Origin of the sequence: Pseudomonas sp. TH21, assembly GCF_016651025.1 — a bacterium.
In the GTDB taxonomy this organism is placed as follows: Bacteria; Pseudomonadota; Gammaproteobacteria; order Pseudomonadales; family Pseudomonadaceae; genus Aquipseudomonas; species Aquipseudomonas aylmerensis.
Genome location: NZ_JAEKEQ010000001.1, coordinates 1,259,959 through 1,272,698 on the forward strand (window position 1 = coordinate 1,259,959; position 12,740 = coordinate 1,272,698).

The 12,740-nt window shown below is 61.3% G+C and carries 14 protein-coding genes; 11 read left to right on the plus strand and 3 right to left on the minus strand.

Going from position 1 to position 12,740, the window contains the following annotated elements; translation table 11 throughout:
• Nucleotides 1–9: 9 nt before the first annotated feature.
• The 5 genes from JFU04_RS05550 to JFU04_RS05570 all read left to right on the plus strand — a co-directional run bounded on the left by JFU04_RS05550 (nucleotide 10) and on the right by JFU04_RS05570 (nucleotide 3,741).
• On the plus strand, nucleotides 10–558 hold the full coding sequence (locus JFU04_RS05550; protein WP_201143641.1) for a hypothetical protein: 549 nt from the start codon (nucleotides 10–12) through the stop codon (nucleotides 556–558).
• A 20-nt stretch (nucleotides 559–578) separates the two neighbouring features.
• Complete coding sequence (locus JFU04_RS05555) at nucleotides 579–1,856, plus strand: flavohemoglobin expression-modulating QEGLA motif protein (RefSeq protein WP_065903174.1); 1,278 nt, start codon at nucleotides 579–581, stop codon at nucleotides 1,854–1,856.
• 138 nt (nucleotides 1,857–1,994) lie between these two features.
• Nucleotides 1,995–2,900, plus strand: coding sequence for an alpha/beta hydrolase (locus JFU04_RS05560; RefSeq protein ID WP_106804977.1), 906 nt, complete (start codon nucleotides 1,995–1,997; stop codon nucleotides 2,898–2,900).
• The gene (locus tag JFU04_RS05565) at nucleotides 2,897–3,223 is read left to right on the plus strand and encodes a hypothetical protein (protein WP_064054946.1); all 327 of its coding nucleotides are present in this window, start codon (nucleotides 2,897–2,899) and stop codon (nucleotides 3,221–3,223) included. Before JFU04_RS05560 ends, JFU04_RS05565 begins: the two co-directional genes overlap by 4 nt.
• Nucleotides 3,224–3,393: 170 nt before the next feature.
• Nucleotides 3,394–3,741 carry a hypothetical protein gene (locus JFU04_RS05570; protein ID WP_201143642.1) on the plus strand — a complete coding sequence of 116 codons (348 nt, stop codon included), beginning with the start codon at nucleotides 3,394–3,396 and terminating at the stop codon, nucleotides 3,739–3,741.
• 381 nt (nucleotides 3,742–4,122) lie between these two features.
• On the opposite strand, the gene JFU04_RS05575 is transcribed toward JFU04_RS05570, so the two are convergent.
• From JFU04_RS05575 to JFU04_RS05585, 3 genes are all read right to left on the minus strand, one after another.
• Entirely contained in the window at nucleotides 4,123–4,908 is a 786-nt protein-coding gene (locus JFU04_RS05575) for an OmpA family protein (RefSeq protein ID WP_065903166.1), read from the minus strand.
• A 55-nt stretch (nucleotides 4,909–4,963) separates the two neighbouring features.
• Nucleotides 4,964–5,374 carry a DUF4398 domain-containing protein gene (locus JFU04_RS05580; RefSeq protein ID WP_177343934.1) on the minus strand — a complete coding sequence of 137 codons (411 nt, stop codon included), beginning with the start codon at nucleotides 5,372–5,374 and terminating at the stop codon, nucleotides 4,964–4,966.
• Between the two features lie 289 nt (nucleotides 5,375–5,663).
• Nucleotides 5,664–6,008: a pilin assembly protein gene (locus JFU04_RS05585; protein WP_065903159.1), complete on the minus strand. Its 345-nt coding sequence runs from the start codon at nucleotides 6,006–6,008 to the stop codon at nucleotides 5,664–5,666.
• A 185-nt stretch (nucleotides 6,009–6,193) separates the two neighbouring features.
• Between JFU04_RS05585 and ppc the strand changes: the two genes are divergently transcribed.
• The 6 genes from ppc (at nucleotide 6,194) to JFU04_RS05615 (ending at nucleotide 12,720) form a co-directional block, all read left to right on the plus strand.
• Nucleotides 6,194–8,839, plus strand: a complete 2,646-nt coding sequence (gene ppc, locus JFU04_RS05590) for a phosphoenolpyruvate carboxylase (RefSeq protein WP_201143643.1) — start codon at nucleotides 6,194–6,196, stop codon at nucleotides 8,837–8,839.
• Nucleotides 8,840–9,118: 279 nt separating this feature from the next.
• On the plus strand, nucleotides 9,119–9,766 hold the full coding sequence (gene adk, locus JFU04_RS05595) for an adenylate kinase (protein ID WP_065903153.1): 648 nt from the start codon (nucleotides 9,119–9,121) through the stop codon (nucleotides 9,764–9,766).
• A gap of 89 nt (nucleotides 9,767–9,855) precedes the next feature.
• Entirely contained in the window at nucleotides 9,856–10,542 is a 687-nt protein-coding gene (gene tsaB / locus JFU04_RS05600) for a tRNA (adenosine(37)-N6)-threonylcarbamoyltransferase complex dimerization subunit type 1 TsaB (RefSeq protein WP_201143644.1), read from the plus strand.
• A gap of 160 nt (nucleotides 10,543–10,702) precedes the next feature.
• Nucleotides 10,703–11,005: a hypothetical protein gene (locus JFU04_RS05605; RefSeq protein WP_120447769.1), complete on the plus strand. Its 303-nt coding sequence runs from the start codon at nucleotides 10,703–10,705 to the stop codon at nucleotides 11,003–11,005.
• A complete protein-coding gene (locus JFU04_RS05610; protein WP_065903147.1) occupies nucleotides 11,005–11,865 on the plus strand; it encodes a DUF72 domain-containing protein in 861 nt (286 codons plus the stop codon). Before JFU04_RS05605 ends, JFU04_RS05610 begins: the two co-directional genes overlap by 1 nt.
• A gap of 27 nt (nucleotides 11,866–11,892) precedes the next feature.
• Complete coding sequence (locus tag JFU04_RS05615) at nucleotides 11,893–12,720, plus strand: isocitrate lyase/PEP mutase family protein (protein ID WP_065903145.1); 828 nt, start codon at nucleotides 11,893–11,895, stop codon at nucleotides 12,718–12,720.
• Nucleotides 12,721–12,740 lie beyond the last annotated feature (20 nt).

Genomic DNA, 12,740 nt, shown 5'->3' on the forward strand with positions numbered 1-12,740 from the left:
GAGTATGCAATGAAAGCCTGGCGTGTCGCGGTCATCGCTCTGTCGTTCCTGTTGCTCAGCGGTTGCCTGGTGACTTTCAAGGACCCGCTGCCGGCCCGGGAAGCCGCGCCGGAGGAACTGCTCGGCCAATGGACGAGCAAGAATGCCTGGGGCGAACCGCTCAACCTGCACATCACCCACCCCGGCGAGCACCGTTATAAAGCCGTGAGCTACCCTACAGCCAAGCCGGGCCAGCGCGATGAGTACCTGTTTACGGTGTCGCGGCATGGCAGTCGCTGGTACCTGTCGGCGCGGTTGCCGGCCAAGCTGGGTGGCAATTACATCCTCGCGGGATTCGAGTTCGATGAAAAACACGAATTGGTGGTCTACAACCTCGACCTCGAGCAGATCCACCAGGCGATCGGCCAGCGCGCCTTGCACGGCAGCACCGTGGAGACCGTCGAAGGTGCCGGCGTGCGGGTGGACAGCCCCATGGACCAGGTGTTTGCCTACCTGGATGACCCGGCCAATGCCGATGTGTTCGTTGAAGCCGTGCGCTACCAGCGCGCGGGCAAATAACGTTTAAAGAGGAAGTAGCGGTGGACGATTACCAGCAGACGATACGCACCTTGTCTGATCGCATTGTGCTGGCGCAAACACCGATTCGCGTCCTCGACGCGGTGAAATGGGACGAAAACATTCGCCAGGGATTTCTCAAGGCCAAGGGCAAGGAACTGCCCGCCGTGGACCGCGACTATTACCTCAACCGGCCGCTGTCATTCGATTCCAGCGCGGTGAAGCTGGAGTTCCAGAACATTGAGCGTGACATCACGCGCCGCCTCGGCCAGTTCAGCCCGGTGGGGCAGATCATGCGCCGCATGTGCAAGGAGTACCGCATGGTGGTGCGCATGCTCGAGGCCCGTGGCACCGAGGACTTTGGCCTGATCTCCCAGGAACTGTACGGCGCCGCCTCCGATGCCTTTCACGCCGGCGACCCGACCCTTGCGGACCTGGGCCTGATGCTCTCCGACTACCTGAACAACATCGACGGGCGTGGCGACCTCAAGGACGAAGCCAAGACCCTCACCGCCAAGGACGCCGTGGCGCTGCTGCAAACCCGCTTGAACCGGGTGTTTGGCGAGGCCGAAGAGACCATCCGCGTGTTCGAGTCCGACGGTATCGTCGCCGATGCAGCGGCGGGCGCCGACTACATCAAGATCCGCGCCGACGCGATGTTCAACGAGCGCGACGTGCGTGCGCTGGAAGTGCATGAAGGCCTGGTGCACGTCGGCACCACGCTCAATGGCCAGAACCAGCCAATCTGCACCTTTCTTTCCAAGGGCCCGCCGTCGTCGACCGTGACCCAGGAAGGCCTGGCGATATTGATGGAGATCATCACCTTCGCCTCCTACCCGAGCCGCCTGCGCAAGCTCACCAACCGCACCCGCGCCATCCACATGGTGGAAGAGGGCGCCGACTTCCTGCAGGTGTTCGAATTCTTCCGCGAGCAGGGGTTTGAGATGGCCGAAAGCTACGGCAACGCCAGTCGCGTATTCCGTGGCTCGGTGCCGACCGGTCTGCCTTTCACCAAGGACTTGTCCTACCTGAAAGGCTTTATCATGGTCTACAACTACATCCAGCTGGCCGTGCGCAAGGGCAAGCTGGAACAAGTGCCGCTGCTGTTCTGCGGCAAGACCACGCTGGAAGACATGCGCACCCTGCGCCAGCTGGTGGACGAGGGCCTGGTGGTACCGCCCAAGTACCTGCCCGAGCAGTTTCGCGACATGAATGCGCTGGCGGCGTGGATGTGCTTCTCCAACTTCCTCAACCACTTGAGCCTGGACCGGATCGAGGCGGATTACTCGAATATCCTTTAACACCGATCTAGCTGTAGTTGGCGGCTTGCCGACGATGGCTGCAGGAGACCGCGTTGCCTGCATCGCCGGCAAGCCGGCTCCTACAGGGTTTCGGCGTTATTCAGATGTGTTGTTTAACTACTCACGAGGCTTCAACGGATGAGAATCCTCGGCATTCTATGCCTGCTACTCACATTGAACGGCTGCAGCTCACTGCTGTTCTATCCCGAGCCCGGCCTGCCGTTCACGCCGGAAAAAGCCCACCTGGACTACCGCGACGTCACAGTCACCACCGCCGACGGGGTCAAGCTGCATGCCTGGTGGCTGCCGGCCAAGCCCGGCGTGCCGCTCAAGGGCACAGTGCTGCACCTGCACGGTAACGGCGGCAACCTGGCCTGGCACCTGGGTGGCAGTTGGTGGTTGCCGGAGCAGGGCTACCAGGTGCTGCTGCTGGACTATCGCGGTTATGGGCTGTCGCAGGGCAAGCCGTCATTGCCGGCGGTCTATCAGGACGTGGACGCTGCCTTCAGCTGGCTCGACCAGGCCCCCGAGACCCGGGGCCAGCCGCTGATCGTCCTCGGTCAAAGCCTCGGCGGCGCGCTGGCGGTGCATTACCTGGCAGCCCACCCGGAACGACAGGCGCAGCTCAAGGCCCTGGTGCTGGACGGCGTGCCCGCCAGTTATCGTGACGTAGGACAATTCGCCCTGAGCACCTCCTGGTTAACATGGCCGTTTCAGGTGCCGTTGTCCTGGCTGGTGCCGGATGGCGACAGTGCGATCCGCGCCATGCCGCAACTGACCGGTGTGCCCAAGCTGCTGTTCCACAGCCTGGATGACCCGATTGTGCCGGTGGCCAACGGCATCCGCCTGTACCAGGCCGCGCCGCCACCTCGGGTGTTGCAGTTGACGCGCGGTGGCCACGTGCAGACCTTTGCCGACAAGACCTGGCAAACCGTGATGCTGCGTTACCTGGATGACCCGCAGCACTTCAACGGCCTGCGTCGCCTGGGCGAAATCCCGAATTATCCCGATTCTAAAGTTGATTCATCAGAGAGCCCGCAATGAGCGAAGAACGCAACATGATCCCGCTGATCCTCACCGGCATCGGCACCATCATCGGTACTGTCGGCTGCCTGTGGTACTACGGCTACCTGCACTTCGCCAAGCCGGAAGATGCGCTGCTGCTCAGCGATTTCACCCTGCTCAAGACCGTGCCCGGCGAAGACTACAAGATCTCGCTGACCCCGGCCGCGCAGGTGGCGCAGTGCGTCGACGGCGTGCTGGTGATGTTCGACACCGAGCAAAAAGGCTTGAGTGGCGTGCTGGTCAATAACAAGAAGCAGGCGGTACGTTGCCTGGGCCAGGAAACCCCGCAACTGCAGCAGTGACCTGGCACATCGCCCCGTGGGAAAACGCCATTGAACCTGGCGATTAGTCCCTTGCTGCATGTGCGACCCGTTGCTGACCGGAACCATCTTTATTTACCCGCCACAGACTATGGACTGATCGGAGCGACTGATCAGTCCTTTTTTAATTAATGAGTCTGGAGTTTGCATTTATGGCAGGTATCAACGGTGTGTCGGGTTCAACGGGCTTGTCAGGCATTGGTGGTGGCCAAGGTCCCCAGCAAAGCCTTGATCAGCAGATTCAGGACGTACAAAACAAAATCAAGCAACAGTCACAAGGTTCCCAGGGCAGCCAGGGAAGCGGTGGAGCTGGGGGCGGGGGTGGCCTTGAAGAGCTGGAGAAGCTACTGAAGAAACTGCTTGCAGAAAAAGCTCAAGGTGCTCAGGGCGGTGAAGGTGCACAAAATGGCCAGGGCTCACAAGACAGTCAAGGTGGCTCACAGGGCGGCGGCCAAATCCAGTCGCCCGACTACCAGGGTTCCAGCAAAGTCGGCGGCTGATTGCCATCTCTGCAAAGCCCGCCCGCCATGGGCGGGATTTGGTCAACGACCGAACGATAATGCTGAGCCAAGATTTTTTGGAACCATATCGCGTAAGGCGCCACACAAAGCGGTGTAACTTACTCAGATCAGGGCCGAGAAAGTGGCGATAATTGCAAATCCTGTACCTCCCGTACATCCGGCAAATCCTGAAAGTCAGGCATTTCGCAACCTGCTGAATATGAGCCGGTGCCATGTAGATCTTGAGCGGCGGACCGCGCAGGACCAGAAACAGGACCAGAAGATGAAGATGCCAGACGAGGACACACACCGTCCTATCCAGTTTGGCAATCCATAAAAAAACCCACCGTAAGGTGGGTTTTTTTATCCAGCATCAGGCTATCAGTTCGCGACGGACGAACGTGGTTTGACTGGCTGGTTGTCGTTGGAGATGGTCACTTCGACGCGGCGGTTCATGGCACGGCCCGATACGCTGCTGTTATCGGCAACCGGGTATTCCTTGCCATAGCCCTGGGTCACGATGCGCGAGATGTCCACGCCTTGCTGAGCCAGTGCACGCTGCACGGAAGCTGCACGACGCTCGGACAGGCTCTGGTTGTACGAGTCGGAACCGGTGCTGTCGGTGTAGCCTTCGACGATCACTTTGCGGTCCGGGTTGTCGCGCAGGAACTGCGCCAGCTTGGTGATGTTCACCAGGCCGCTGGATTTCAGGTCGGACTTGTTGGTGGCAAACAGCACGTCACCGAAAGTGACCAGCGTACCGCGATCGGTCTGCTTGGCATTCAGGCTGTCCTGCAGTTGCTTGATCTGCGCGTCACGGGCTTGCAGCAGGGCGCGAGCACGTTCGTCGCCGGCGTTTTTCAGCTTGGCTTCGGATTCGCGCAGCACGATGGTGTCTTTCGCCACTTCAACGCGCTGGTTGGTCAGGTAGGCCAGCTGGTCGACTTTCTTCTGGTCTTCCTTGTCGCGGTAGGCCTTGTCAGCCTTGTCCAGCCAGTCCTGGGCGTCCTTAGTTTCCAGCGCCGCTACCTTGGTGGCATTCGGGTTGGCTTGCAGGGCCGAGAAGTTGGTCCGTGCATTTTCCAGGTTCGCGTTCGGCGGGGTGGAGCACGCCGCCAAGGCAACGCTCATCGCCAGCAGGGCAGGGATCATCAATTGTTTACGCATAGTCGTGTCGTCCTTTCAATTCGATATCGGGTGCATTGCAATCAGGGGCGGCGGCTTATTGCTGCTTGATAACAGCCGGGCGCATGCCTTCCTGACGCAGCTCCTGAACAGCTTTCTGGGAGTCCTTCACAGCCTGTTCGGCTTTGGCGGCCTGGGCTTTACGCTCAGCGACGCGAGCGTCCCACTCGGCTTGTTCAGCCAGGCGACGGGCTTCGTCGTAGTTCTTGTCGTGCATGGCAATCTCGGCTTGCTTGAGCTTGTCCTGGGCCGACTTCATTTCTACGGCTGCGTACTCGGTGCCGCCGGCGCTGACAGCGCTGTTCACCGCCGATTGAGTAACTGCGTACTGCTCGGTCGGCGGGTTGCCGGCGCAGCCAGCCAAAACGAAGCTGGTGCCGATTGCCAGCGCGGCCAACTTGAGCCCGCGCAGATGGTTAAACGAGGATTTGGCAGTGCTGGTCTTCATCGTCTTCAACTCCATTGGGTAACTCCTGAAAAACATCAAAATCCATGTCACTGGTCAGCGGTGCGGGGCCCGGCGGTAAAGCACCAAAAGCCCTTTCAAACGGCCGTTCCAAGTGATGGCTTACTGGCTGTGACCGGAGGCTTTTTTCAAAAGTTCAGAAGAGATGGCGATTTGCCTAAAAAAATAACTGACTGAATGGTCAGCCTGAAAAACTTGGAACTTTTGCCGCGCGCGGAGGTAGGTCGGGCCCGTGAAGGGCCCGGATTACAAGGGGAAGAACGGGGTGGGGTCAGTGTTTCTGCTCGTCCGAACTGCTCGACATATCGTGCAGATAACGTCGCGACAGCGTCAGGAAACGTGGGGTAGGGCCGACGTCTTCGTAGAGCGGGTCGCCCTCTTCATCGGTGGCAACCACCTGTTGTCCCTTGATATAGGGAAAGCTGGCTTCCAGCTCTTCGAGGGCGGCGCCGATCAGCTCGCCGAGCAGTTCTTCGGTATGGCGCTTGGGGTACATTTCCGCGATGGCCGCCAGCCTTGCGGCGGACTCCACATCCAGATGGATGGCGTACTCGGTCTTGGTCAAGCGACCCTTGGCGTTCTCTTCCCAATGCTGGGCCAGTTCTCGGATTTTCATGGCAACCTCAATAAAGCCCGCGATGGCGGGCGGTGATGAGTGTCCAGCCGCGTGCGTGGATAAACACAGGCGACTCACAGTTGAGACTAGCTGCAAGTCACAAGGTTTAAAGTCTTGTCATAAACCGATGCTGGCGGCACTCTGGAAAACCTGCGCGTCCCGGATTTCTGGCTGGAGATTGGCTGATGAGTGATATCGATGCACGCTTGCGTGAGGATGTTCACCTCTTGGGTGAGCTGTTGGGCAACACCATTCGAGAGCAGTACGGCGATGATTTTCTCGACAAGATCGAGCAGATCCGCAAGGGCGCCAAGGCCGACCGGCGTGGCGCGGCCGCGGAGAAAGCCGCGGGCGATGAACTGAGCGCCAGCCTCAATCAGTTGAAGGAAGACGAACTGCTGCCCGTCGCGCGGGCCTTCAACCAGTTTCTCAACCTGGCCAATATTGCCGAGCAGTACCAGCTGATTCACCGGCGTGATGAATCGCAACCAGCGCCGTTCGAATCCCGGGTGCTGCCGGAGTTGCTGGCGCGCCTGCAAAGCGAAGGCCACAGCAACGAGTCCCTGGCCCGCCAGTTGGGCCGCCTGGAGATCGAGCTGGTCCTTACTGCCCACCCGACCGAAGTGGCGCGCCGCACCCTGATCCAGAAATACGATGCGATTGCCGCGCAGCTGGCGTTGCAGGATCACCGCGACCTCACCACCGCCGAGCGCGAGCAGATCCGCCAGCGCCTGCAGCGCTTGATCGCCGAAGCCTGGCACACCGAAGAAATCCGCCGCACTCGCCCCACGCCGGTGGACGAGGCCAAGTGGGGCTTTGCGGTGATCGAGCATTCTCTGTGGCATGCCATCCCGAATTATCTGCGCAAGGCTGACCAGGCCTTGCATGCCGCTACCGGCCTGCATTTGCCCCTGGAGGCGGCGCCGATTCGGTTTGCATCGTGGATGGGGGGCGACCGCGACGGCAACCCGAATGTCACCGCGCCGGTCACCCGCGAAGTACTGCTGCTGGCGCGCTGGATGGCGGCCGATCTGTACCTGCGCGATATCGATCATCTGGCGTCCGAATTGTCGATGCAGCACGCCAGCGCGGCGTTGCAGGCCAAGGTCGGTGACAGCGTCGAACCGTACCGTGCGCTGCTCAAGCAATTGCGCGAACGCCTGCGCGCCACGCGCAGTTGGGCGCATGCCTCATTGACGACCAGCACCCCGGCGCCGGCCGAAGTGTTGCAAAACAACCGTGACCTGCTCGACCCGCTGGAGCTGTGCTACGAGTCGCTGCACGAATGCGGCATGGGCGTGATCGCCGATGGTCCGCTGCTCGACTGCCTGCGCCGCGCGGTGACTTTTGGTCTGTTCCTGGTGCGCCTGGACGTGCGCCAGGACTCCAGCCGGCATTCGGCGGCCATGACGGAAATCACCGACTACCTCGGCCTCGGTCGTTATGAAGACTGGGACGAAGAGGCACGCATCAGTTTCCTGACCAAGGAGCTGGGCAATCGCCGCCCGCTGCTGCCGGGGTATTTCAAACCGTCGGCGGACACGGCCGAGGTGTTGAATACCTGCAAGGAAATCGCCGCCGCGCCGGCGGCATCGCTGGGCTCCTACGTCATCTCCATGGCCGGCGCCGCGTCGGACGTACTCGCGGTGCAACTGTTGCTGAAAGAGTCGGGCGTGCAACGGCCGATGCGCGTGGTGCCGTTGTTCGAAACCCTGGCTGACCTGGATAACGCCGGGCCGGTGATGGAACGCCTGCTGCAACTGCCGGGCTACCGCGCCCGTTTACAAGGCCCGCAGGAAGTGATGATCGGCTATTCGGACTCGGCCAAGGACGCCGGCACCACCGCCGCAGCCTGGGCGCAGTACCGGGCGCAGGAACGCCTGGTGGATATCTGCCGCGAGCAACAGGTGGAACTGCTGTTGTTCCATGGCCGTGGCGGCACGGTCGGGCGCGGTGGCGGCCCGGCTCACGCGGCGATCCTGTCGCAGCCGCCGGGTTCGGTGGCGGGCCGTTTCCGCACCACTGAACAAGGCGAAATGATCCGTTTCAAATTCGGCCTGCCGGACATTGCCGAGCAGAACCTCAATCTTTACCTGGCAGCGGTGTTGGAAGCGACGCTGTTGCCGCCGCCTCCGCCGGAACCGGCCTGGCGCCATTTGATGGACGAATTGGCGGCGGATGGTGTCAGCGCTTACCGCGCGGTGGTGCGGGAAAATCCGCAATTCGTCGAGTATTTCCGCCAATCCACACCGGAGCAGGAACTCGGTCGCTTGCCCCTCGGCAGTCGTCCGGCCAAGCGTCGTGCCGGTGGCATCGAAAGCCTGCGCGCCATCCCGTGGATCTTCGGCTGGACCCAGACCCGCCTGATGCTGCCGGCATGGCTCGGCTGGGAAGCAGCGTTGAGCAAGGCGCTGGAACGTGGCGAAGGCGAACTGCTCGGGCAGATGCGTGAGCAGTGGCCGTTCTTCCGGACCCGCATCGACATGCTCGAAATGGTCCTGGCCAAGGCGGATGCCGACATTGCGCGGCTGTATGACGAGCGCCTGGTGCAGCCGGACCTGTTGCCATTGGGCGCGCACTTACGCGACCTATTGTCGCAGGCGTGCGCGGTGGTGCTTGGCCTGACCGGCCAGTCGCAACTGTTGGCCCATAGCCCCGACACCCTTGAGTTCATCCGCCTGCGCAACACCTACCTTGACCCCCTGCACCTGCTGCAGGCTGAGTTGCTGGCGCGCTCGCGCCAGCAGGAAGCGGCGCAGGACAGCCCTCTGGAACAGGCGCTGCTGGTGTCTGTGGCCGGTATCGCCGCCGGTTTACGCAACACCGGTTGAGGTTTTACGCGTGTTCTCAAAGGCTTGCAGATGAAGTACGCCAGCCGCCAGAAAATGGGCGGTTGGCGTTTGCACGGCCGGGTTGCACTCAGGCACACCCCACCTATGGTGCATGTATGGCGCGGGTTCTTGCGACTTTCGGCGGCTTGTGTGCTTAGGGTCTGCTGTGTATCTTGATCAGCCTTTGGCCGTTTGTGCGGCCCGAATCCTATTTTTACGAGATTGGCCCCACGCGGCGAATCCGAGCGTCATCTCTATAAAAAATTGAGGAGCACATCGATGCGCGTCATTCTGCTGGGAGCTCCCGGGGCCGGTAAAGGTACTCAGGCAAAGTTCATCACTGAAAAATTCGGCATTCCACAAATCTCCACCGGTGACATGCTGCGCGCTGCGGTAAAAGCAGGCACCGAGCTGGGCGTCAAAGCCAAGGGCATCATGGATGCCGGCGGCCTGGTGTCCGATGACCTGATCATCGCCCTGGTCCAGGACCGTATCGCGCAACCAGATTGCGCCAAGGGTTTCCTGTTCGACGGTTTCCCACGCACCATTCCCCAGGCTGAAGCCCTGGTGACGGCTGGTGTCGAGCTGGATGCCGTGGTCGAAATCGCCGTTGAAGACGAAGAAATCGTCCAGCGTATCGCCGGTCGTCGCGTTCACGAGGCCTCGGGCCGCGTGTACCACACCGTCTACAACCCGCCAAAGGTTGAAGGCAAGGACGATATCACCGGTGAAGACCTGGTGCAGCGCAAGGACGACACCGAAGAAACCGTGCGTCATCGCCTGTCGGTCTACCATTCCCAGACCAAGCCGCTGGTGGATTTCTACCAGAAGCTGTCTGCTGCCCAAGGCAAGCCGAAATACAGCCACATCCCTGGCGTCGGCTCCGTGGAAGCGATCACCGCCAAGGTGCTGCAAGCCCTGAGCTGATCAATCGCTCGGCTTCACAGTAACGGCCCGCTTGCGGGCCGTTGTTGTTTATACTGGCGCACTTCTTTTCGACTTGGACACCTACACCGATGAGCACCCTGCTGGCCCTGGACACCGCGACTGAAGCTTGCTCCGTTGCCTTGCTGCACGATGGCAAAGTAACGAGCCACTACGAGGTGATCCCACGCCTGCACGCGCAGAAGCTGTTGCCGATGATCAAGCAACTGCTCGAAGACGCCGGCACGACCCTGGCTGCCGTGGATGCCATCGCCTTCGGCCGTGGTCCGGGTGCATTTACGGGCGTGCGGATCGCCATCGGCGTAGTCCAAGGCCTGGCGTTTGCGCTCGAGCGCCCGGTGTTGCCGGTCTCCAACCTGGCGGTGCTGGCGCAGCGTGCCTTGCGCGAGCACGGCGCACGGCAGGTGGCGGCGGCGATTGATGCGCGCATGGATGAAGTCTATTGGGGCTGCTACCGCGAAACCGCTGGCGAAATGCGCCTGGTCGGCGTGGAGGCCGTGCAGCCGCCGGAATCAGCGGCATTGCCAAGTGACGCCAGTGGCGACTGGTTCGGTGCTGGCACCGGCTGGGGGTATGGCGAGCGTATCGCGGTGCCGCTGGTGGGCCGGGACGCCACACTGTTGCCCCATGCCGAAGACCTGCTGACGCTCGCACGCTTTGCATTTGAGCGGGGCGAGGCGATTCCTGCCGACCAGGCGGCCCCGGTGTACCTGCGCGATAAGGTCGCGCAAACCAAGGCTGAGCGCGGGATAATTTGACGTCAAAAATGCTGGCAATTTGGGACTAAAGTCGCCAATCGTCAGAATTTGCCGGCGTTTTTAAACCTTTTACAAATTATGTGTTCTAGTTATCACCAGAGCATTTGCGCGCTACGGATTGCGCCACTAAAATGCCATCACCGATACCGAGTTCGCATCGATGCGTATAGACGGCTTTTCCTCACAGTCCTACCCCATCAAGCGCAAGCCACGTAAGGCGAACGTCACGGTAGACGAGTCCGTCGAGGATTCGCCGGACTTCATCGAAGTCCAGTCTGAAGCATCATCCAGCCAGCAAGGCTCAGCAGGTGCCCGCACCAGCGGCCTTCCGGCCCGTCAGCAAGACATGGTCTTCCCTCGCTCCATGAGCAAAAGCGTCGCCACCGCCCTGGCCAGCTACCTGACCACCGCCGGTTTTGTCGAATGGGATATGGAAGTGCTGGGCCTCGACATCCACATCTGATGCGCCTGCCTTATTTCATCGGTTGCCCGTCCTGGAGCGAAAACGCCTGGCGCGAGTACCTGTACCCCGTCGATGCCCGTTCCAGCGACTACCTCGCGCTGTATTCCCAGGTCTTCAACGCCGTTGAAGGCAATACCACCTTTTATGCCCGCCCCTCGGCCGCCACTGTGCAGCGCTGGGCTGAAATCATGCCTGAGGATTTTCGCTTCACTGCTAAATTTCCCGGTGACATCAGCCACGGCGGTGACCTGCGTGAGCAGTTGCCGGCGGCGGAAAGCTTCGTCGGGCTGATGAGTCCGCTGGGTGAGCGCGTCTCGCCGCTGTGGCTGCAACTCTCGGCCAGCTTTTCGCCGCAACGGCTGGGCGAGCTGGCGGGTTTTATCGATGCGCTGGAGCGGCCGCTGGCGGTCGAAGTGCGGCACCCGGAGTTCTTCGCCAAGGGCGATGCCGAGCGCATGCTCAACCGTCTGCTGCGCGACCGCGGGGTTGAACGCATCTGTCTCGACCCGCGTGCATTATTCAGTTGCACCTCCACCTCAGCCGCCGTGCTGCATGCTCAATCGAAAAAGCCCAAGGTGCCAACACGGCCTGCGGCACTGACCCAGTTTCCCCAGGTGCGTTTTATTGGTCATCCGGAGCTTGAGGCCAATGACCCTTTCCTGATCCCGTGGGTGGAAAAAATCGCCGGCTGGATTGAAGAAGGCCGCACCCCCTACGTGTTCCTGCACACCTCGGACAACCGCCTGGCCGCGCAATTGGCCCTGCGCTTTCACGCCAAGCTGATGGCGCGTTTGCCCGGCCTGCCGGCGTTGCCGACCTTGCATCGAGAACCCGCAGCGGAGCAACTGGGGTTACTCTAGGGCTCCTTTTTCCGCCAGGAGTCAGTCATGGATGCCCAAACCCTTCGCGCCGAAACCTTCAAGGCCTTGCATGAACGCGACCGCGCGTTTGTGATGCCCAACCCGTGGGATGCTGGCTCGGCGATCATGCTCGCCAGTCTCGGCTTTGAAGCCCTGGCCACTACCAGCGCAGGGTATGCCTTCAGCCTGGGGCGGCCGGATGCCGAAGGGGCACTGTCGCTGGAAGACACACTCGCCAATGCCGGTGTGATTGCCCGTGCGACCACGCTGCCGGTGGCGGCCGACCTGGAAAACGGCTTCAGCGACACGCCCGACGGCTGCGCCCAGACCATTCTGCGTGCGGCTGCCAGCGGGATCGTCGGTGGCTCCATCGAAGATGCCACCGGCATTGCCGTCGACCCGATCTATCCCTTTGATCTGTCCGTAGAGCGTGTGGAGGCTGCAGTCGCCGCTGCGCGCAGCCTGCCATTCCCGTTCATGCTTACCGCCCGTGCGGAAAACCTCCTGCATGGTCGCCTGGATTTGCCTGACACCATCCGCCGGCTGCAGGCCTACGCCGAAGCCGGTGCCGATGTGCTGTATGCGCCCGGCCTGCGCAGTGCCGAGGACGTGCTGGCGGTGGTCAAGGCCGTCGCGCCCAAGCCTGTGAATGTGCTGATGTCCGGTGGGTTGAAACTGAGCGTGGCGCAATTGAGCGAAATGGGCGTCAAGCGCATCAGCGTGGGCTCGGCCATGGCGTTGGCGGCGTATGGCGAGTTCTACCGGGCCGCGCAGGAAGTCTATTCGTCGGGCACGTTTACCTTCACTGAACGCTCGATGCCCTACAGCCAGGCGACGCAATTCTTCAAGGACTGATCCGTGCGTTTTTTTACCGT

What these genes read in the sequence shown, in the direction of transcription:
- JFU04_RS05615 (WP_065903145.1), top strand. Translation starts at nt 11,893, where the DNA reads ATGGATGCCCAAACCCTTCGCGCCGAAACCTTCAAGGCCTTGCATGAA.
- JFU04_RS05570 (WP_201143642.1), top strand. Translation starts at nt 3,394, where the DNA reads ATGGCAGGTATCAACGGTGTGTCGGGTTCAACGGGCTTGTCAGGCATT.
- JFU04_RS05605 (WP_120447769.1), top strand. Translation starts at nt 10,703, where the DNA reads ATGCGTATAGACGGCTTTTCCTCACAGTCCTACCCCATCAAGCGCAAG.
- JFU04_RS05550 (WP_201143641.1), top strand. Translation starts at nt 10, where the DNA reads ATGAAAGCCTGGCGTGTCGCGGTCATCGCTCTGTCGTTCCTGTTGCTC.
- JFU04_RS05580 (WP_177343934.1), bottom strand. Translation starts at nt 5,374, where the DNA reads ATGAAGACCAGCACTGCCAAATCCTCGTTTAACCATCTGCGCGGGCTC.
- JFU04_RS05560 (WP_106804977.1), top strand. Translation starts at nt 1,995, where the DNA reads ATGAGAATCCTCGGCATTCTATGCCTGCTACTCACATTGAACGGCTGC.
- JFU04_RS05575 (WP_065903166.1), bottom strand. Translation starts at nt 4,908, where the DNA reads ATGCGTAAACAATTGATGATCCCTGCCCTGCTGGCGATGAGCGTTGCC.
- ppc (WP_201143643.1), top strand. Translation starts at nt 6,194, where the DNA reads ATGAGTGATATCGATGCACGCTTGCGTGAGGATGTTCACCTCTTGGGT.
- JFU04_RS05610 (WP_065903147.1), top strand. Translation starts at nt 11,005, where the DNA reads ATGCGCCTGCCTTATTTCATCGGTTGCCCGTCCTGGAGCGAAAACGCC.
- JFU04_RS05565 (WP_064054946.1), top strand. Translation starts at nt 2,897, where the DNA reads ATGAGCGAAGAACGCAACATGATCCCGCTGATCCTCACCGGCATCGGC.
- tsaB (WP_201143644.1), top strand. Translation starts at nt 9,856, where the DNA reads ATGAGCACCCTGCTGGCCCTGGACACCGCGACTGAAGCTTGCTCCGTT.
- adk (WP_065903153.1), top strand. Translation starts at nt 9,119, where the DNA reads ATGCGCGTCATTCTGCTGGGAGCTCCCGGGGCCGGTAAAGGTACTCAG.
- JFU04_RS05585 (WP_065903159.1), bottom strand. Translation starts at nt 6,008, where the DNA reads ATGAAAATCCGAGAACTGGCCCAGCATTGGGAAGAGAACGCCAAGGGT.